Consider the following 19,961-nt stretch of genomic DNA (forward strand, 5'->3'; position numbering starts at 1 on the left):
TTATGACTACACCAAGAAACCACACACAAACACTCGGACAACAGGGCGAGCAAGCGGTCACACAATGGCTACTTGCTCGCCACTTTACTATCTTGGCTCAAAACTATCGTACCAAAGCTGGTGAAGTTGATGTAATTGCACGCAAAGGTGAATTGATTGTTTTTGTTGAAGTCAAAACAAGATCTACCGCTTATTTTGCAACGTCGACCGTTGTTACCTACGGCAAACAAAAGAAAATCGGACGTGCTGCTCAGCACTTTGTCCTCAAAAATCGCTTCTTTGATCATGTCTTGAGATTTGATGTAGCAACCCTTGTCCGCCAAACCAATGGCTCGTTTTCTATTGAATACATTGAAAACGCCTTTGTTCCTCAGTAAATCACGCAAACTTATTTCAATCTGAATAACCCCACCCTGGCGTTTTGCTTTTAAATAATTTCTATTATGACAATTAATACAGCTAATTACTATATTAATGTTTTTTGAAAATTTATTTAATGGGGGTTATTATGAACGCACAGCGTTTTTTTGTAGGTATTCTTTTTGTTTCCTTGCTTTCTGTTATTAATATGCCGCTTCAAGGCATGAATAATAATAACAATAATAATAATTCGGCTTTACCCGATGTTAACAATTATTATGACCCGGATGAGGTCGTTCTTCCTTATAATTCTAACTTCGATCCGGAGCCTCGAACATTTATAAATCTAACTCCTATACGCCAAAATTCAGGCGGATCGGACTTACCATCACCATCACAAACTGGGCAACAGCCAGGAGTTACTCAAAATAATTCTCAACCTCCAACGCAATCAACTCCATGGGAAGAAGTACCTGGAACAGAACGAAGCCCAAGAGGATTAAGCGGTGCGGAGCGAGTGCGTGAACTTCAAAGATCTAATCCATCAAATCAACATGCTGTTTTTAATGCCAATAGAAGTGCACAAGGAAGTAGAATCAGTCAAAGACACGAATTTCAAAGACTTCAAAATGAGCGACAAAACCTCAGAAATCTGTCTATTGGTCAGAAAAAAGAAATGCTTGATTTTATAATTAATTGCGAACGGCAGGGAATTCCCCAGAATGAAATTCGTCAACGCGCAAGAGATTTTATTGCAGATCATACTCCTCTAGCAACTCAAGCACCAACTCAAGCACCAACTCAGGCTCCAACTCCAACACCTACTCCAACTCCAACACCTACTCCAACTCCAACACCTACTCCAACTCCAACACCTACTCCAACTCCAACACCTACTCCAAATCCAAATCCAAATCCAGGTTATACAGGAGGGTGCGGTGGTTCAATACCTAAGCCAACGCCTCTGGCACCTCCTTTAATAGATCCAATGACAGCTTTTTATTCTTCACAACAATATCGTGACGCTCAGATACGAGACCTTATGAATGATGGCCCCAATCCTGTAATGGCTATGGCCTTTGATATAACGATAGACGCTGTAAAAGCTTCGTGTAAGGGAGTAAAAGCTGCATGGAATTTTGGAGCGAGTTTCTTTGCCTCAGCTCCAACGACACCAGTCCAACAACAGCAACAACAAGATCGATCGGGAGAAATACCGGTCCAATTCCCACCAATTCCCCAGCCAAGAGCAAATCAACCCTACGTGCACCCAAATCCTCGCGTACGCGCCTACGATTTCGAACAACCTAACTTCCAACGAGCACCAACTGTAGATCCGCAACCAGTCCAACAACCTCAATCCCAACCAGAACCTATTCCTCAACCAACGACTGTGCAGATGGAATTTGTTACTCCTCAAGAAACTCAAAATCAACCAGAACCACAATCAACAAGCAAAAAAACTACTGAAAAGCGCAAAGCCACAGATGAACCTTTAAACCAAGCTCCAAATAAACAAAGGCGTTTATCTAAAGAGAGAGGTTCCCAATCTAGTAACTCTAGCTCCAGGATGGATGTTGAAATATCAGATTCTGATCGTAACAACGAAAATCTCAATTTTGATACTCAAATTGAACAAGCACGAGAAAAAAATTTTAATGACCTTTATAACGATTTTAATCACCAAGGACAAGCTGCTCAGGAAGCTCAAAACCAAGAACTTTTAGAACGTAACATACAGCGATTACATGCTTTACGCGAAACAATTGAGAATCCTGAATTGACTTTAGAATTTTCGACAAACTTTGATCAAATTGTTCTGGGTAATTGCGATTATGTAGAATTTTTCGAGCAGTCTCACGGTACTCCGCTTGAACAACAGCTCCATATGGAACTGTGCGCAACAGTAAGAGATTCTGCGTATCAACTTTCTGAAAATAGAAATAATCCTCAAGTTGCAGCGCTAGCTCCTGTTGTGCAACAATATGCAGCAATTGCAGCAAATACTGAAAATAAACAAGCGGCCTTTCATCTTTCAGACCTAAGCCAGAGTCTCAATCAGCTTTCACAAGAATTTATCAACATGTGCGATGCAAATCCAGTCACTCGTGCTGGTAAAGCTGCAGCTACTGGTGCTATCAACTCTGTTGCCAACAATCTCACTTATGCTTTAGATCATCCTGTTGATGCTGCCGTTACTGCTGCCATTGCGGCTGCATGCGGTGCTCCGGGCGTTATTGCATGGCAAACTTATAAAATTTATGAAAATTGGGATCAAATTTCTGCTGCCAGCCAACAATTTGTAACTGATATTCAAAACGATATGCATCACGACTCTGCATGGCTGGATAAAAACATTCAAGGCTTTACTCAACTCGCTTGCGATATTTTTCTCGCGCCGCGCGTTGGTACAAAAATTATGAATAGCAGCAGAATTAGTCCATTAACCAACGGGTTTAGACAACAGGCAGCAATGGCTCAAAATTGTGTCAATGCTACGGCAAAGAAAGCATGTGAGAATTTAAAGACCATTTTTAAACAAGCTGGCGATGCGATTAAGTCTGGCAATCCACAACCTGCTTTTGCAGGCATTAATAACAACAATAATGGTATCAACAATAACAATCTCAATAACAATAATACATCATTTAAAACTGCGCCAACTCAACCGCGACGTTCGGAACGTTTGGCTAAGAAGGCTGAAGAGGCTTCGAAACATTCTAAAGATGTTCATCCATCAACTCCAGTTGGTCGTAGAGGGACAAGACCAGAAGCACGAGTCCAAAAAGGATTACGTGAACCAACAATCGCACATGGCAGGCAGTATTCAACTCATGCGGTAGAAAGAATGCAAGAGCGAGGTTATACTCCTTCTGTGATTGAAGAGGCCATAAAAAATGGTGTACAATCATGTGATCCTGATATTAGAAACTTAAGATACTACGACGCAATAAACAATGTTGGTGTAGTAACAGATAAAGCCTCAGGACTTGTTGTAACTATAAGAGATGGAGCTTTTTGATGACTGAACAAGAAATTGCTCAATATAATTATAGACAAATTATATTGATGGAAAGCAGAGTAACGCTTTATAAGGATAATAAATTATCAATTAAAGAATTTATAGACGACATAGACGCTTTAATTGGATGGATCAAAAATCCACCAAACAATTGGGTTAAAGATCTTAAACGTTTGCTGTGGGAAATAGAAATTCCTTTTGCAACGGCGCTTGCTCACGGAGAAGATTTAACTCCAGAAAAACTTCAACAAATATCTCTATCTGTTGATAAAATAAGAGAGTGTGTTCTCTGGTACAAACAAAATTGTTTGCCTACTCTTGATGATGAAAATCTCTAAATACAAAAGACGATGATGTGCTCATAAAAATTTATACTATGAGCACATCATTTTTTGATCTAAAAATCTGAATCATAACGATATAAATCTGTATCGACTACACTCGAAAAATAAGTTTACGAGTATCTGCAATAAGAAGTTCCTCAGCTGCAGCTGCATCGTTATTCAGAAGAGCATAGTGCAATGGAGTCCAGCCTTCGTTATCATGAATTTCTGTTTTCGCACCGGCTGCAAGAAGTATTTGAAGCGTCATCAGATGGCCATTTTTAACTGCGCAATGAAGAGGCGTTGCTCCATCTGAATCAAGAACATTTTTATCTACCCCAGCATTAAGAAGAGCTTGGAGAATTTCTTCATGGCCTATCAAAGCAGCTTTATGAATGGCGGTAGAAGAAAAGTGAACAGAATCACCCTTCGCCCCGCATGTAAGAAGACTTTTTACTTGCGTAAGATCTTTCTGATCAACTGCAAGAATAAGCTTTTCATCCAGTTCTCGTTGATTTTTTTGCACATCGGTTTCTGATGTAAACGGCTCACATGCAATAATTACTTGATTACGAAGAAGGTCTTGGTTTTGTGAGTAATCTTGACTTTTAGATGAATGTGCAGGAAGAAACTCTTCTTTATTAATTTGTGATGGGTCTTTCTCAACATTGACCTCCTCTTGAGCCAACAGATGATGAATATGAGGTGATAGTGATATGATAACGAATACAAAATAACGTTTTATATTCATAAAATATTCCTTGGCCAAAAGTAAAAGGGTTTGATTTGTGCAAAATTCTAGCAAACATGCATGAGAAAGGCAAACCAAGACTGCAAGCCTATTTCGATGAGAGAGAAAACTTGTATAAAACTCAAAATGTTTATGAAAATTGGGATCAGATTTCTGCTGTCAGTGAACAATTTGTAACTGATATTCAAAATGATATGCATCACAATACTGAATGGTTGGACAAAAACATTCAAGGAATTACTCAGCTTGCTTGCAATATCTTTCTAGCACAACGCGTTGCTGCAAAAATTAACCGCAGCAAGATCAGTCAATTAATCAATGGATTTAAACAACAAAAGGTGATGCCCACAATTGCGTTAACACTACAGCAAAGAAGGCCAAGGATTTAAAAAACTAAACCAACATATCTGGATCTTCGCATTGCACACAATGTACACCAGAACAAATAAAAGAGTCACTACAAATAAGACAGAGACAACAGATACCAAAAAGATCACTGAGCACCAAAGCCATTAATGCCCATGGTACCCATGAAGTGGGTACAAGTGTGGTTGTCGTTAAGACAAGAACAATAACAATTGAAATAAATCCACCAAGAAGAATCGGATACGCTCTATCAAGAACAAATTCAAACGCCCGCTTGTTCAGAGCTGCGCAATCAGCAATCCATTTACAGGTCAAGCTTTTACAAGAATACGATTGCAAAAGAAATGCAAGCTTCTCCAAATCGGCTTCTGACAACTCATGTTTACACTTCCAACAACGCTTATTACTTTCCATCAAAGCTTTTACCAAGCAACTACGATGCGATTGCGATTCATTTTTAAGACAACAGGGTAACTCGCGAATAACCAAGTGATTCAGCAGTTTTTGCACAACCTCAAGAACCTGTTTGTCATCTGCTTGAGCAAGCACGATATTATTATTCTGTAAATGAGAGTTGGCGTAGGGTAACAAAGGCTGCAGCTCTTTTAAGCCCTCTTCTAAATTACCCTGCTCAATAAGCTTTACTACTTTTTTATGCAAACTTGGGTATGTTTTTCTAAGCTTTTTTAAAAGTTTTTCTTCGTCTAATTTTTTTAAAAGTTTCGTAGGATCGCAAGAAATCAGCTCTTCAGTGCAAAAGTAACACTGGCCCTGAGCTGAAAGCATAAAAAAACAAAACGCTATAAACGCTATACCCCGTAACATGTGCTTATCCTTGATGTAAGTAATAAGTTTTTATTATTTGGGGCGAAGTTTAGCAGAGCCACAAAACCTGATCAAGCATCACTTTTGACTCTTTCTCAAGAACAAGTAGAATTGCCTAATCTTATCAACACAAATAAAGCGATGGCAACCATCAATGAACTATAAAAAGAACTGCATAATTTTTTCTTACATAATTTCATTGTTTTTCGTCACAGCTTTATCGTTGCAAGCAGCACCAGCAGCGACGCCATCGCTTACTCTTGAAAGCCGTATTCTGAATGGTGAAAGCATCACGCTTCCCGTTAATACTATCCTTGAGTCATTTCTTGCAACCAATGGATATGACAGTTTTGCTCAAGCATTGATTAATCAAAGTAATGGAATAAAACCTGCTCCAAATCCAATTCGTCAGGCACTTGCACAAAAATGGATTCAAAACGCTGTTGGCCATATCTTTCATGATGAACTGCGCTCCTTTCTTGAAATTGTAGTCAATGCCTGCGACGCATCCGTTACACCTGACAAGTCGGTTGGAAAATTTGGCATGGGTTTTTTCTCAATACTCAAACTCCTGAGCTTTCTTGATACGCAAGGAACATCAATAACTATTGATACAACGTACAAAATAGGCAACAAATTACAACGCTATGCCATGCTACTCAAACACCGATGCGCAATAAGCAGACTTGCTGAAGAGCAAAACTCAAACGACATTATGGTAACATTTACTGGCAAGCCAGTACCAAAAAAAGCTTCTTCCGGAACGACCATCACCATTACACCAAACCAAGGATCCTTTTCTATCTCCACGCTATCAAGGCTACTTAACTACACCATGTATCTTCGCTGCTATCCACACACACCTATTATTCTTTCGTTGAACTGGAGAAGAGATAAAGGGCAAGAGACTATTAACCAGTCCAGCGCACGCAACGGAGGCAGCACCGTTCGCGTTGAGTTGAGCCCAACGCAACTCAGTATCTCCGATCAAGGAGTTGGAATCCCGCTTCAGACGGCACTTAATCAGCTCCTTATTCCCAGTAGCTCAAGTAAAAAGCCAACTGGTTCACAAAATGTTTTACCCAGTATACAAACTCAACTACCCTGCTTAATCGAACAAAAGGGTGTAACCATCGATGATGTATCCCACTTTTTTATTGCAATCAATGGCGTTATTGTTATTGATAAATATTTGCCTAAAAAAATTATTAACCCCGCAGGCAAAGTATGTGACTTGATTGTGCACATGCCCCAAGGCACCCAACTAACGCTTGCACGCAATGAGTTACTCATCAAGCCAGATGGCTCCAGCTTAGAAGAAGCCTATCTGCAAAGCATCATTACCAACACCATTAAAGTACTTGTACAATCATATTACGAAGATGTAAGCCTGCTTGAAGCACTGCACCTAGGAATAACTACTTGGGAAACAGAGTCTGCCGCCTCGCACCTGAATGGCAGATTTACCTCATTTCTACAACATGAACTTGACCGACTTTTATCTGAAAGCAAAACATGCTTTGCCGTGCCACTCTGCATAACTCCACAGTTTGTTACGTCGCTGCTGCCACAAAGTTCTGCACGCACGATCGCCATCAACCCAGCACTGGTCTACCACAACTACGAACCCTTTGAAGAATTTTTAATTAAAAGCTATGAGCAACAACTCAGTCAAGACCAGAAATCTCACCATTATGAAATAAAGCACAAGGGCTTCACGTGCTCGCTTATTCAAGGGATGCATGTATTTTTTGTTTCTGATAAATTTTTAAAAGAACCCTCTATGCTTGGACTGCGAACATGCCTTTTTGTTCCTGAAAATTTTATCACCCAAGCAGGCTCACACACTGCGCTGACTAACCGACTTTTAACAGCCCTGCCAACACAAAAGCTCCGACCTGGAACTCAGGCAAAAAGCAAATTATTGGCGTTTAAAGAAATCCAATCAAGTGATCCAAATTGGAAAAAAGATTGCATCACGATTGGTATAGATGAAGAACAACTCAAAGCGTCAAGCGCACGTGACAGCGCATGGGTCAATACCATAACACGCCCACTGAGCAAGCTTGCTCCCACGCTCAAAGAATGCTTGCACGAAAACATTCGAGGCTTTAATGTTTTTGAAATATTGACCAATCAATCAGAAAAAATTTCGACTAAAACCAAAGAAAAACTCGCAAGTCTCAAGCAATCGTACCTTGGTTGCAGTAACGCCTATTTCACCATCAACAACGCTGACATTTCCTTCATCTATGGGGAGCAACCAACACTATTCACACATCACAATGGCACCTTTACCGCGTGGGGAGCGGCAATGGTCTGGCTGCTTGAAAAGTTTGAAGCTGACCCTGATGGTAAAAAAATAATTTCTAAGTTGCTACAATTTCAGCGACTCGATTTTGCTCGTAAAACAGATTTACTGATGCGCAACAAAAAGCTTGCCGCTGGCACCCTGTACGTTCCTGGCATGTGCCTTGGAACACCGGTTGCAATCCTTGCAGCAATAGCAAAAGCTCATCGCTCATCGCCTATGATGATCAAGCTTTTGACAACAATAGTTAACCATGCTCGCTCACTTGAAGAATTGATCTTTATTGGCTTAGCGCTCAACACCATGTCACACGATGGACTCAAGCAGCTCTGCTGTACACGCGGTTTGATCGCAATAAACCAGGCACTCAAACATTACGTACAAGAAAAGATTGATCATGAACTTTTGGAAAAATTTTATCAAGCAACATGGGAAATCGATTTTACTCAAGCCAAAAGCATGCTGACAGTATGCATGGAACAAGAGCCTTCATGCTCTGCACTGCACAGACTTTTACGATCATTGGTTAACCAGCAGACAGAATTACCAGAATTAAAATCATCCCTTCCTCCTGCGCTCTCTTCAATTTCTCAACTTAATAAACCAAATAGCAAACCCCTACTTCTATCACAACTCGTCAGCGCGCATTGCGTTGGTGCTGGACTTATTGATGACTTGATCAATAATCGGACTGAACAACTAAAAATTCGTGTTGCACAAACAACGGGAACTCAACTGGGAAAAATTAGTCAAAATATTGAAGCTGGAAGTGAAAAAGATCCTCTTGAAGGAACATTGATCGAATGTATCCAAAATTCAATTGATGCAACAAAAAGTCTTTATCAAGCCTCCGCATCGCTCTTTACAACAAACAATACTCAAGCTCGCGCGCATATTGATATCTCACTGGGCTGGATGCGCAGTACATCGCCAGATGCATCGTCAATTGTGCTCACGCTGCAAGACTATGCAGGATTTCCCAGCTTAAAAGAATTACTGACAGACTTCATACTTCCAGACTTGAGTAGTAAAACCTCGGCTCAGGGATTTGTTGGACAGATGGGTAATGGATCATTTAAACTCTATCAGGATGCACAAACGGTTCATATTCTCACGCGCACAACAAAAGAACCTACACGCTGCTTTCTGCTGACCATCACTCCAATTCGAAATTCATCAACAAATTTAGTTGAAGATTTACAGCTCACTTGGCACGATGTTTCAAACCATATTGCATCCACTGCACCGCAGTTTTTTGGAACATCAATCACCGTTTCTTTTCAAGAAACTGAACACACCTACACTGAAATGACGCTTGCAAGTACGCTCGATTTTTTACGTAATGCAATTGGAAGCTGCAATGCTCAACTCGATAATGGCAAGCCATTTACAATTACACTCAACGGAGAGCAAGCACTCAACCAGCCAGATAATATTAAACTTCTTTATGAACATACGGTGAAGCATGAAACGATATGCAAACTCTTCAAGCATCATGCTCCATCAAAACCAAGTTATATCACCACGGCAGGAATACCATTTAGGCCACTGAGCAGCACCATACAAGAGCTCAATCTCTTACCTAAAAATTTTTGCAAGGAGCTTCAGCAAGGTTACATTGTTGATCTTGCACCAGGCTTTTACCAACCGGTCCAAAGTCGAACTCATTTGCAATTAAGCGAAGAAAACAGGCAAGCGTTGTGCAGAGTCCTCTTTGAGCTCTTCTTTATTGATGGCGTACAACAGGCTGTAACAGAAATTGAAACACCAAAAGCTTTTTATACTTTTTTATCAAGAAATTTTACACATTTTTTAAGTAACAAAAGCATGCTACAGCTCGAACTTAATGCCAATGATAATAAAAATTTCCAAGAAGCTTTTGAAAAATTTGTTACGTTGAGTAAGCAATCGAATTTTTTATCCAAAGAGTTCTTTTTTGATTTCTATAAGCCACTCATGCTCAGCGGGTATAAACTTTCCAGCTTTTATGACTTGATTGATTCGGTCTGCAAGAAAACATCGTATACTCATCGAAAATTTCATACAAAACTTGGCGAGTCGTATTTAGAGGAATGCAGAGAAGCTCTTATCCAACGAATTGAGTCAATCGATATCAACACACCAGCTGAAGAATCACTTGAATCCTTGAAAAATGATTTCAATATCCATTTAACCCTTAATACAAAGCGTCTTTCTAATGCGTTTCATGCGATTAGCGATAAAGTAATCGAAGAATGCTTTAATGAAATTACATCATCCAACAAACACGCTATCCCCTCAATCGGCAAACAATTTATCGAAAAAATTGCAATGGGCTGGGTTAAAAGAAAAACAGGTACGGGCAATTCTGAAATTGATCGCTGCTATGCAATCAACCTACTCTTTAATCATAAACTTTTCGCACCGCTTGTTGCAGCTGCCGAAAAAGAGCGTCAAACGCAGCTCGAAAAAGATAAACTGGCTCGACAAAAATTAGTCCGTCCTCAAATAATTATAAAAAAAGTTGATCCACAACCGATAAAAAGAACGACTATTCCCGAAGCACATCTCAAACTCTTAAAAGAAGCATGGACTCTTTTCTGTCAAGAATATTTCATTGCACTTGGAACACCTCGTCCAGAAATTTCCTGCTCACTTTCATCAATCCTTTCCTCTCAGGTTGCAGGATGTTATGTCTATCAAGATAAGGCTATTTTACTCAACTCCGATTCAATTAATGTTGACGAACAACTCAAACTCATACACGCACTCATCGTTTATGATCCACAAAAAATGTCGATTGCTCCCATCATTGAATCATCGGCTTTCAAGAAGCTTTATGCACCAACAATTGGTAACGCTCCAACACTCCTTCATGAATTAGAGCATGCTCGAAGACATGAAAAGCTTGATCATGACACTCATCAAATCTCTGGATGCGGCACCCATACCCACGGCTATGATGCACAGGGCAATTTGGTCCATTTTGACGCGTGTGCCAACAGCTGGGGGGCATATGCAATTGGTCATGGATTATTTGAAGCTTGGGCTCTTAAATTAAAGGATTTATTCTCTGAAAAGCACGACTAGATCGACCATGTCGTCAATAAAAACTTTTTTTATCTTAATTCTTGACAAATAGAAACGATACTATATAATTAAGAAGTTACGTATATAGTAGTATTGTCATATATATTTCTGATGACTTTTACGTCTCATGAGGGATCACATTCATTGACCGGATGCCATTTAATAAATGTGATGATGAACAGTACTAACGAACATACAACGTTATGTATCCATCACAATTATTAACTAAAGGGTTACCATGAATAAATGTACCTTCGAATCTCTATTGTTATCACAAGAAACACTTCAAGCGCTCACCTCAATGGGCTACACAGAACCAACTCCTATTCAAGCTGAAGCTATCCCTGTGATGCTCACCGGCGTTGACATGATTGGTCAAGCTAAAACAGGAACAGGTAAAACTGCAGCATTTGCGCTTCCTATTATCGAAAAAATTAATTCTGCAGAGCGTAATACTCAAGCATTAATCATGTGCCCAACACGTGAGCTTGCATTACAAGTATGTGATCAAATTCAAAAACTTGGTCAATTCAAACGATTGAATATTGTTGCTATTTATGGCGGCGATCCAATCGAACGACAAATGATGCAACTTCGTAAAGGTGCTCACATTGTTGTTGGAACACCAGGCAGACTTCTTGATCATATTAACCGTGGCTCATTGCACCTTGATAATGTAAATACACTTGTACTTGATGAAGCAGACGAAATGCTGGACATGGGCTTCCTTGATGATATCGAGGCAATCATCAGCGAAACACCTGAGACTCGCCAAACGGTTCTTTTCTCCGCAACAATGTCCACAAGAATTAAACAACTTGCACAGAAATTCCAAAACGACCCAAAGATGGTCACCATCACCGCCTCAACCATTACCTCAAATACTATTGAAGAGTGCTACTTCCACGTTGATTCTTCATCAAAACCAGCACTGCTTTCAGTCTTGGTAACAATGTACGATCCTACACTTGCTATCGTGTTTTGCAACACCAAACGCAAAGTAGAAGATGTTATTGATGCATTGCAAGCGCGTGGTCATTTGGCTGATGGTTTGCATGGCGATATGAACCAAAGCAAACGTAACCGTGTTATGGAAAAATTCCGTAACAAACAAGTTAAAATCCTCGTTGCAACCGACGTTGCAGCTCGTGGCATTGACGTATCAGATATTGATGTTGTATTTAACTTTGATCTTCCAAATGATAAAGAGTCTTATGTTCACCGTATCGGTCGAACTGGACGAGCTGGAAAATTGGGTAAAGCAATTAGCTTGGTCTCTGGACGCGATGTTTCATTGTTGAGATTTATTCAACGCTATACATCAGCACCAATCAAACAACTTCCATTGCCAACAGCGCAAGATATTGAAAAAGCACAAGCTCAAAGAATCTTCTCAAAGATTCAAGAGGTTCGTACCAACAACAATCTTGATGTGTTGAAAAAAGTTGTACAACAACTTCATGAAGATCATCAAATTGCATATGATGAAATTGCGGCCGCATTACTACACCTTCGTACAAAAAAAGTAAGCACCAGCGATATCAAGAGTGACACAAGCCGTAGCTCATCATCCGATTATTATGAATCAGGTCGCGGACGATCACGATCTTATTCTTCATCGTATGATCGCCGTCGTCCATCATTTCGACGCGATAATGCAAGCAATAGCCACAGCCGATATGACAGAAACTAATAATTCATAGATTATGAATTACTAAAAAGTTAAAGCGCCATCGGGAATATTTTCCGGTGGCGCTTTTTTATTTTAAAAAGTTTGCATATTTCTTTTGCAAATATTGAAACCCAATTCCTCTCTTCATTATCTTAAATAATAATTTTTGAATTATTTTGACGGAGGAGAGAATGATTTCATTGAAAACCATCTTTTTAAGTATAGTACTTGTATCTTTTTTCCATGCACAAGCTATGCAAGAATCTGAACAACAATCTGATAGTCTATTACGAGCTTCTCAGCGCGGAGATCTGGAGCAAGTCATAGAATTACTGAGCAATGCAGATATCAATATCAATATTCAGGACAGCAAAGGCTTAACTCCTCTCCACTGGGCAATAGTAAATAACCATGAGCACATCATAAGGGAGCTTCTTGAACATGGCGCAAGCACCATTATAAAAACAGAATCTTTTCTTCAAGATAACGATGGCTACACGCCAGGACATATTGCTGTTATGCGGGGAAATCTTAAGATTGTACAGGCACTCACGAGCGTCAATAATGGTTGGGATAATTGGATCAATGTGAGCAACAATATGGGCAACACTCCACTCCACTTTGCAGCATCAGCTCAAAATCCCAATCCTGAAATCATAAAGACCTTATGTAATGCTGGCGCTCTGGTTAATGCACGAAACAATAGAGAACGAACAGCCTTGCACATAGCGATGCTTTACGGTCATGATGATGTGGTAGCGCAACTGCTCTACTACGGAGCAGATATCTCTCTAATCTCACGCCTCTGCTGAAGCAGTGATTGCAACCACGCAACACTTGGCCTCAGCGTGCGTGCCTGCGTGTCAAAATCAACATGATACAAACCAAAGCGTGGGGTAAAGCCATCGTTCCATTCAAAGTTATCCATGAGCGACCAATAAAACCAACCGCGTACATCGTACCCATCTTCAAGCGCTTTTGATAATGCACTTAAATAATCTCTAAAAAAGATTTCTCGTCGATCGTCTTTGGCGTCGGCAATGCCATTTTCGGTAATGTAAATGGGCACACCAAATTGTGCTACGTTACAAATTGCTTCATAAAGACCCTGTGCATACATTGGGTACGGCATATCAGTCATTACTTCACCATCCTTGCATGACGGCACCACAGCACCTTCACTCAAAACGTTCCAAGCCAATTGCTGAATGACTACGCGTGAGTAAAAATTTAAGCCAATAAAATCAAAGTATGGTTGTCGGTCTAATTCAAGCTTTGAAAACAAAATATGCACATCATCGGTTACTGAAACATTCGCAACAACCGGCACCAACCACGGAATTTTAAAAGAAAATTCACCGGTTTTTAAGAAGTTTAAAATGACATCATTGAAAACGTAATTGAGAAAAAAGGTTGGGGCTGCTTCAATGATATTCCAAGTGTTATAGGGCTCAAAAGTTAAGTACTGGTGCACCAAACCAATGTGCGCTTGCTGCCCACCAGGCATCGCTTTAAGCGTTCGATAGACCTGCACATGTGCGATGAGCATGTTGCGCAATACTTCACCCGCTTTTTGTAAATCACAAATTCCAGGAGGAAAAGCTTTGTTGATGTAACCTTGAAATATAAAAGGAGCTGGCTCATTAATCGTACACCACAGCTTTACTTTGCCGTTGAATTCTTGAAAAATTTTTACACAAAAGCTCTGAAAAATTGTAATATTTTCAAGCTTTTCAAAAGCTCCAAGCTCTTCGAACCATTGTGGATGCACAAAGTGATGCATCGTCACCATAGGAGTAATATTGTGCTTAAGCATCTCATCAATTTCTGCATGATAATGATCAAGTGCTGCTTGGTTAAATTGCCCCTGCTCCGGTTCGATCATGCTCCAGTCAAGCGAGAAGCGACAAGCGTTGAAGCCCAGATCTTTAACTAGCTTGATATCTTCAGCGTAACGATTCCAGTGATCACATGCCTTACCAGACATCTGTTCACCATGAATAGTAGGACTCCCTTCACGCTTAAAATTTTGCCATGCATTCCATTGGCAATCTTTTAGGGTATCACCTGAATTTTGAAATTCTGCCCAAGCAACGCCCATCAAGTTGGGGAGCTTCTTGAGCTCTTTCAATTGAGCATGAGGCGTTACCCAAATAAATGAGAACACCAAGAAAAGTAACGTTAATAAGCATCTTCGATTATTTTTTAAAAACATACATACTCTCCTGAACTGTTAATACATTTGTTGGCTCAAGGCTCTCAAAATCTATCTCCTTTGTCCATCACATGCAGGCTAAACACACCTAATAAAAACAGGTTTTTATAATCAAACAGAAAATATCTTGCAATCAAATATAATTTTGGTAAGATTAAAATATGTTGCCAAAGTAGTTTAATCCTTATGATAAGGAGTTTTTCATGAGCATGTTGTTTAATACAGCTCAACCCACCTCTCCTTCAAGCAGGTCATTATCTGCACCTATTCCTATGAGCTTTTCAATGCTCAAGGCAACCATTTCCTTCCACCATCATCCATACCATCCATCTCATTAATTCTCGGTCTTAGGACTGCGATTTATGTAACTTCAAACAGATAAAACTGTGTATCAGTTTGTGCTGTCTGTGCGTTTATTTTATAGCTTTAATCGTAATTTTTTTATTGACCAAAGCGTCAGCACAAAAGCTGATATCACGCTTTTTGTGACTCGAAAAAAAATTAATACTTTTTAAATAGAAATGAGTAACATCATGAAAAAAAAGATTGGAATTATTGGAGGCGCTGGCCCCATGGCAAGCTGCCTTTTATACCAAGAAATTATTCGTATATGCCAGAAGTCATATAGTTGTCAAAACGATCAAGACTTTCCTGAAATAGTTATTATTAATTATCCCTTTAGCAATATGCTGTGCATGGAAGACGTGCAACAAAACAAAGCATTGCTCATTAATGAGCTCCAAGAATGTTTTAATCGCCTTGAACAACAAAAAATTGATATTGCAGTTATTGCCTGCAACACCTTACACACATTTCTTAGTGACATCACAACAAATATTAAAATATTGATAGAAGTCGATAACGTTATTGCTCAATATATGAAGCAACAAAAATTAAAAAAAATTGCTGTTTTTTCAACTGAAACAACGATCGCTTTAGGGTTATACCAAAAACGATGCGGGGCGAATTCTATTATGTACACAAACGAACAAACAAAACTTACTCAAGTTATCAACAACATTCTTGCAGGCACTGTATCTGATTATGAAATAGATACTTTTTGCACAATTATAGAAGATTTGTATCAAAAAAGTTTATTTGATGGCCTTGTTCTTGGATGTACTGAACTATCGCTCATTTACGAACCTGTTGTACAATTTTTACAAAAACGATTTTCCAATGTAACGCTCATTGATACAACCCGCTTGCTTGCACAAACGGTTGTTCAAGCAAGCTTTATTTAAAAATTAGATAGGTTTATCTTGCACCGAATAATGCAACGTGATATGTTGTGCCAGGCTTAAAAATTCACCCTCTCCTGAAAGGTTTTATATGCTCAAGAAGCTTATTTTTTCACTCTTTGTTACAGGCTCATTGTTGCTCAGTAATCACTCAGTTCAAGCTATGGCTGATAAGCCATGGAAGAATACTCCACTGCGCAAAACAAATACCGATTGGTATACCTACACCGGTGAGCATGCATTGAATCCTGAAAAGATGCTTAAGATCCAACAGATGATTGATGAGCTTGCGTACATTCAGCTTCAATTCAAACAAGCAGATCTTGAACTTGAGCTTAAAAAAACCTTGTGCACCCGTCATAACGAGTTGGTGACAAAAGCTAAAGCCAAGCTCAAAGAAGCAAAAGCAATTCTTTTTACCGATAAAGATCGCCAGCTTTTGTTCATTGATAAAAAATATAAGAACCTTACTGAAGAATTCTGGGGGAAAATTGACACGCGAGTTTCTTTTAATTTTTTTGATTCCTCATTCTGGCAAGTTAAAGGATACATTCGAAATATTCACGCAAACTATCAAAAAAAGCTTTCTGTAAATCAACCCTTAAATCCATTAAAATGGCTTGAAGATGTATTAACTGACGGACTACCTGAATGGTTTGATCGGCTTGAAGAAATCCTCTTAGCCCCTTAAGCGAATAATTCGTTAAGAACCTAAGCCAGACTGGGTATATAAAGTACTCGGTTTGGCTATTTTTATACCAGAATATAATGAATTTGACAATTTGGCAATTATTGATATTCTGGATTTAGTATGTAAATAAGTAAAAAAGTAACGTATAGGAGGTTATAACGTTATGAAATTCTTAAATATCTCAAAATCAGCCCTTATTTTTGCACTAGTAACAAGTATTATTTCTGAACAAGCGTTGAGCATGGATCTTCCTGTCCCATCTGCTTCTGATCAACCAATAGCTCAGGTCAATGCAGTTGCAGTTGCTCCTGTTCAAGCAGTTCCAGCCAACACAACATCCAACCTGACAGATTGGGCAATTGCACTTGGAGCATCAAGCCTCCTTATGGCATGCGCTATTGCAAATGATACAACTGGGCTCTCTTACCCTCCATCAGTTCAAGCAATGTACCTTGCAGAAACAGTTGCAATTGCTGCCATTATGAAAAAATGGACTCCGATTGCTCAAGTTACGCGCGCAGGAATGTATCTTCCTGTTCGACTTGGCAAGTGGGCCCTTGGAATGAAATAAAAATTTTACAAATAAGCACGTTAATCAAAGAGGAAGTTTGAAGTTTTCAGCTTCCCCTTTTTTCTATTGATACCCCATTTTTGTTTCCAAACAGGTCATGATACAATCATTATGTAACTATTTCTGTGGGAGGAAATAATTTTAGGGGACACTATGAAAACATTTTATACTCTTGTTTTTTCACTCATTGCCATGACCGCATCAGTCAATCCTGATGCTGAATCAAAGCCAGACAAAAATTTTCTTGATCAACAAATAGCACTTGAAAACCTTATTGCTCGTTCAAAGCAACTTAATAAGTCAGATGTAATTTCAACACAGATCAATGTTGCAGAACATCAACTTCAGATACAAGCACTTGAAAAGCTTGTAGAACTTTCTGAAAAACTTAATAAAGGGTCTAAAAAAGAATCCACCAGATTTGCATTTAAAAATCTTATAAGTCCAAGCTATCTGCTTGAAAAAATGACTGCAGGAACTTTACATATTGGTGGAAAAGTCTATGACAAAAGCGAAGCCTTAATCATTAATGTTATCACCTGGTACATATTATTAAAATTGTTCTTTCCAGGAATGTTGACCGCAGCATCAACAGGATTTCAAGCTGCTCAAATAATTGATAGCGGTGTAAACTATGTCGCAAGTACAAAAAACCCAGTTTTTATCGCTCTCAATGCCATTGGGCACTTTCCACAATACGCTACCGATTTTATTCCATATGCTCTTGAATACATCCATCAAGAGATGACCCTTTTAGAACAGGCTTGTGCTCTTTGGTAATCGAGCATGAGATTAAAAACTATTCTTTCAGAGTCAACTACTGTCTCTAATGATCTCTGTTCAGCAATTCACTTCAACTTTATTCGATAAATTCAACGACAGGGTCGCCCATTGCAATAATATCTACTACCGAGTCAACACCAAAAATGCAAAAATGTGAGTACCCTTTCGAATTAAAAACACCATCTGATTCCATGGTTAACCACTTAATATAGTTAGAATTATCAACCTTAAAAAATGCCCACTCTCGATAAAAAGTTGATCCATACAGTTCTTCAAGTCTCATCAAAAGGCCAGTGCTAAAACTCTCATCTGTACATCGATGAGCTGCAACAAACGTTTGAAATGTCACCTGAACTTTCTTTGTTCGCCCTTCATCTTCTGAAAGCACGATTCTTACTCCTTCTTCATTATCGCTCATTAGATCGATGTAATATTGAGCCATTAAACCTTGAAGGGGTTCCCATTTTGTCCATTTTTCGCGCATGTTCCTCTACCTTTCATGCAGATAGCCTCTTACAATTTTTCTTCTGAGAATATCGCCTTCGCATGGCTACTATCAGGATTTTTTTTAAGAATTTCACCGGCGACTTGTATTGCTTCTTCTCTACTTACAAGTTTTTCAGGAACATTATGAAAAAACAAAAGCATTTCTAACATATCAACATCATCAGGACATAGCTGAAGATATCTTCTAACATGATATAATGCAGCTGCATAACCACCCAAATGCGGGAAACAGTGAATTAAGATTTCTGATGCCAAAGAATGATATTCGATAGTTTTGCAATCCAATATCAAAAAGCAAATAAATGAATACGCACAAATATTATTATCATCTCCTAAATTCAGAAGAATAATGCGTAATTGTTCTTGATCAATACTATCTAAAGATTTTTTTGCTTCAAAAAAATCTCCTTTAATTATTAGTTCTTCAATTATTTTTTCCATACTACTTTACCCATCCATTACTAATTTTCTTAATTCCATTAACTTCATTGTAAGTTATTTCTACGGTTTCCCCATTTATTACTTTTGTTTTATATCTAACATTTTTGTATGGTTTATCCTCACCTGATTTCAAAACATCTTTTGCTATTTTTTTTATACTATCCCAATTTTTATCAGGAACAAGCCTTTCCCATTTATGGTCAGATCCAGCGCTACCTTCAATAAAATGCTTTTTTTTATGTACATCAAAATTATCAATATGTGCCTCCTCCTCTGGCTTAAGAGAAATTGGTTTTTCTTCTACTTGCGCCTCATCCTTTTTCTTCTTTGGATCATTTGGATCAGGCGTCTGCCCGCCCCCAGATGGAATATCATAATGTTGATTATTTTGCTTTTGGCTTCCAACATCCATTCGATCTCTTCTATTTGAAGAATGCTTGAATTTCTCAACATAAGAATCTAATGCAATTGCTCCAATAAAAACAAGAGCCACAACGGCTACCGGAGCTAGCGGCGGAATGGTAAGAATAAGTATTGGAGTATTGTGTGTTAACACCTGTGCTTCAGATGAAAAAAAGAGATGAGGCTCTTCCAGGGTAAGATCATACACTTTGGTTAAAGCTCTTTTACACTCAACACTTATGCACGGTAATGCTTCACTATTTTTTGTCAGAAAAAAGTCGCCAGCTTTGAGCTCTTCTGCTCGGATAAACTTTTGAGAAACTATTTCATAAAAAAGTTGATCGCCAGATGCCTGTATTACTCCTTGCTCAGTTGTAATCGTGTAGACGCCTTCGACTTCTTCAACTCGTA

Annotated in this window: 17 protein-coding genes; 11 read left to right on the forward strand and 6 right to left on the reverse strand. The window is 39.0% G+C overall.

Annotated elements, in window-relative coordinates:
- The first annotated feature begins 2 nt into the window (after nucleotides 1-2).
- From JST56_01920 to JST56_01930, 3 genes are all read left to right on the forward strand, one after another.
- Nucleotides 3-377 (forward strand): YraN family protein, encoded by a 375-nt coding sequence (locus JST56_01920; protein MBS1987727.1) that lies wholly within the window; start codon nucleotides 3-5, stop codon nucleotides 375-377.
- A gap of 131 nt (nucleotides 378-508) precedes the next feature.
- Nucleotides 509-3,382, forward strand: a complete 2,874-nt coding sequence (locus JST56_01925; protein ID MBS1987728.1) for a DUF4258 domain-containing protein — start codon at nucleotides 509-511, stop codon at nucleotides 3,380-3,382.
- On the forward strand, nucleotides 3,382-3,720 hold the full coding sequence (locus tag JST56_01930) for a hypothetical protein (GenBank protein ID MBS1987729.1): 339 nt from the start codon (nucleotides 3,382-3,384) through the stop codon (nucleotides 3,718-3,720). The genes JST56_01925 and JST56_01930 overlap by 1 nt, the downstream gene beginning before the upstream one ends.
- Before the next feature lie 97 nt (nucleotides 3,721-3,817).
- Here the strand turns inward: JST56_01930 and JST56_01935 are convergent, their stop codons facing one another.
- On the reverse strand, nucleotides 3,818-4,456 hold the full coding sequence (locus tag JST56_01935) for an ankyrin repeat domain-containing protein (GenBank protein ID MBS1987730.1): 639 nt from the start codon (nucleotides 4,454-4,456) through the stop codon (nucleotides 3,818-3,820).
- 35 nt (nucleotides 4,457-4,491) lie between these two features.
- Here JST56_01935 and JST56_01940 point away from each other — a divergent pair, with 35 nt between their 5' ends.
- Nucleotides 4,492-4,845 carry a hypothetical protein gene (locus JST56_01940; protein ID MBS1987731.1) on the forward strand — a complete coding sequence of 118 codons (354 nt, stop codon included), beginning with the start codon at nucleotides 4,492-4,494 and terminating at the stop codon, nucleotides 4,843-4,845.
- A 4-nt stretch (nucleotides 4,846-4,849) separates the two neighbouring features.
- Here the strand turns inward: JST56_01940 and JST56_01945 are convergent, their stop codons facing one another.
- The gene (locus tag JST56_01945) at nucleotides 4,850-5,647 is read right to left on the reverse strand and encodes a hypothetical protein (GenBank protein ID MBS1987732.1); all 798 of its coding nucleotides are present in this window, start codon (nucleotides 5,645-5,647) and stop codon (nucleotides 4,850-4,852) included.
- A 154-nt stretch (nucleotides 5,648-5,801) separates the two neighbouring features.
- On the opposite strand from JST56_01945, the gene JST56_01950 reads away from it, so the two are divergent.
- From JST56_01950 to JST56_01960, 3 genes are all read left to right on the forward strand, one after another.
- Nucleotides 5,802-11,027 (forward strand): hypothetical protein, encoded by a 5,226-nt coding sequence (locus JST56_01950; GenBank protein ID MBS1987733.1) that lies wholly within the window; start codon nucleotides 5,802-5,804, stop codon nucleotides 11,025-11,027.
- Nucleotides 11,028-11,265: 238 nt separating this feature from the next.
- Entirely contained in the window at nucleotides 11,266-12,720 is a 1,455-nt protein-coding gene (locus JST56_01955; protein ID MBS1987734.1) for a DEAD/DEAH box helicase, read from the forward strand.
- A gap of 170 nt (nucleotides 12,721-12,890) precedes the next feature.
- A complete protein-coding gene (locus JST56_01960) occupies nucleotides 12,891-13,511 on the forward strand; it encodes an ankyrin repeat domain-containing protein (GenBank protein ID MBS1987735.1) in 621 nt (206 codons plus the stop codon).
- Here the strand turns inward: JST56_01960 and JST56_01965 are convergent.
- Entirely contained in the window at nucleotides 13,472-14,914 is a 1,443-nt protein-coding gene (locus JST56_01965; GenBank protein ID MBS1987736.1) for a glycoside hydrolase family 1 protein, read from the reverse strand. The genes JST56_01960 and JST56_01965 overlap by 40 nt on opposite strands.
- A gap of 533 nt (nucleotides 14,915-15,447) precedes the next feature.
- On the opposite strand from JST56_01965, the gene JST56_01970 reads away from it, so the two are divergent.
- The 4 genes from JST56_01970 to JST56_01985 all read left to right on the forward strand — a co-directional run bounded on the left by JST56_01970 (nucleotide 15,448) and on the right by JST56_01985 (nucleotide 18,197).
- Nucleotides 15,448-16,158, forward strand: coding sequence for an aspartate/glutamate racemase family protein (locus JST56_01970; GenBank protein ID MBS1987737.1), 711 nt, complete (start codon nucleotides 15,448-15,450; stop codon nucleotides 16,156-16,158).
- Nucleotides 16,159-16,246: 88 nt separating this feature from the next.
- Nucleotides 16,247-16,846: a hypothetical protein gene (locus JST56_01975; protein MBS1987738.1), complete on the forward strand. Its 600-nt coding sequence runs from the start codon at nucleotides 16,247-16,249 to the stop codon at nucleotides 16,844-16,846.
- A 163-nt stretch (nucleotides 16,847-17,009) separates the two neighbouring features.
- Complete coding sequence (locus tag JST56_01980; GenBank protein MBS1987739.1) at nucleotides 17,010-17,417, forward strand: hypothetical protein; 408 nt, start codon at nucleotides 17,010-17,012, stop codon at nucleotides 17,415-17,417.
- 153 nt (nucleotides 17,418-17,570) lie between these two features.
- Nucleotides 17,571-18,197, forward strand: coding sequence for a hypothetical protein (locus tag JST56_01985; GenBank protein MBS1987740.1), 627 nt, complete (start codon nucleotides 17,571-17,573; stop codon nucleotides 18,195-18,197).
- Between the two features lie 79 nt (nucleotides 18,198-18,276).
- Here JST56_01985 and JST56_01990 read toward each other — a convergent pair whose 3' ends face one another.
- The 3 genes from JST56_01990 to JST56_02000 form a co-directional block, all read right to left on the reverse strand.
- Nucleotides 18,277-18,684, reverse strand: a complete 408-nt coding sequence (locus JST56_01990; protein ID MBS1987741.1) for a hypothetical protein — start codon at nucleotides 18,682-18,684, stop codon at nucleotides 18,277-18,279.
- A gap of 29 nt (nucleotides 18,685-18,713) precedes the next feature.
- Nucleotides 18,714-19,148, reverse strand: a complete 435-nt coding sequence (locus tag JST56_01995) for a hypothetical protein (GenBank protein MBS1987742.1) — start codon at nucleotides 19,146-19,148, stop codon at nucleotides 18,714-18,716.
- Between the two features lies 1 nt (nucleotide 19,149).
- Nucleotides 19,150-19,961, reverse strand: an 812-nt coding sequence (locus tag JST56_02000; GenBank protein MBS1987743.1) for a hypothetical protein, incomplete at its 5' end; no start/stop codon positions are given.

The organism is Candidatus Dependentiae bacterium (assembly GCA_018266175.1).
In the GTDB taxonomy this organism is placed as follows: domain Bacteria; phylum Babelota; class Babeliae; order Babelales; family RVW-14; genus JAFEAY01.

Coding starts and splice junctions, on each gene's coding strand:
- JST56_01920 (MBS1987727.1), top strand. CDS start 3: ATGACTACACCAAGAAACCACACACAAACACTCGGACAACAGGGCGAG.
- JST56_01925 (MBS1987728.1), top strand. CDS start 509: ATGAACGCACAGCGTTTTTTTGTAGGTATTCTTTTTGTTTCCTTGCTT.
- JST56_01930 (MBS1987729.1), top strand. CDS start 3,382: ATGACTGAACAAGAAATTGCTCAATATAATTATAGACAAATTATATTG.
- JST56_01935 (MBS1987730.1), bottom strand. CDS start 4,456: ATGAATATAAAACGTTATTTTGTATTCGTTATCATATCACTATCACCT.
- JST56_01945 (MBS1987732.1), bottom strand. CDS start 5,647: ATGTTACGGGGTATAGCGTTTATAGCGTTTTGTTTTTTTATGCTTTCA.
- JST56_01950 (MBS1987733.1), top strand. CDS start 5,802: ATGAACTATAAAAAGAACTGCATAATTTTTTCTTACATAATTTCATTG.
- JST56_01955 (MBS1987734.1), top strand. CDS start 11,266: ATGAATAAATGTACCTTCGAATCTCTATTGTTATCACAAGAAACACTT.
- JST56_01960 (MBS1987735.1), top strand. CDS start 12,891: ATGATTTCATTGAAAACCATCTTTTTAAGTATAGTACTTGTATCTTTT.
- JST56_01965 (MBS1987736.1), bottom strand. CDS start 14,914: ATGTTTTTAAAAAATAATCGAAGATGCTTATTAACGTTACTTTTCTTG.
- JST56_01970 (MBS1987737.1), top strand. CDS start 15,448: ATGAAAAAAAAGATTGGAATTATTGGAGGCGCTGGCCCCATGGCAAGC.
- JST56_01975 (MBS1987738.1), top strand. CDS start 16,247: ATGCTCAAGAAGCTTATTTTTTCACTCTTTGTTACAGGCTCATTGTTG.
- JST56_01980 (MBS1987739.1), top strand. CDS start 17,010: ATGAAATTCTTAAATATCTCAAAATCAGCCCTTATTTTTGCACTAGTA.
- JST56_01985 (MBS1987740.1), top strand. CDS start 17,571: ATGAAAACATTTTATACTCTTGTTTTTTCACTCATTGCCATGACCGCA.
- JST56_01990 (MBS1987741.1), bottom strand. CDS start 18,684: ATGCGCGAAAAATGGACAAAATGGGAACCCCTTCAAGGTTTAATGGCT.
- JST56_01995 (MBS1987742.1), bottom strand. CDS start 19,148: ATGGAAAAAATAATTGAAGAACTAATAATTAAAGGAGATTTTTTTGAA.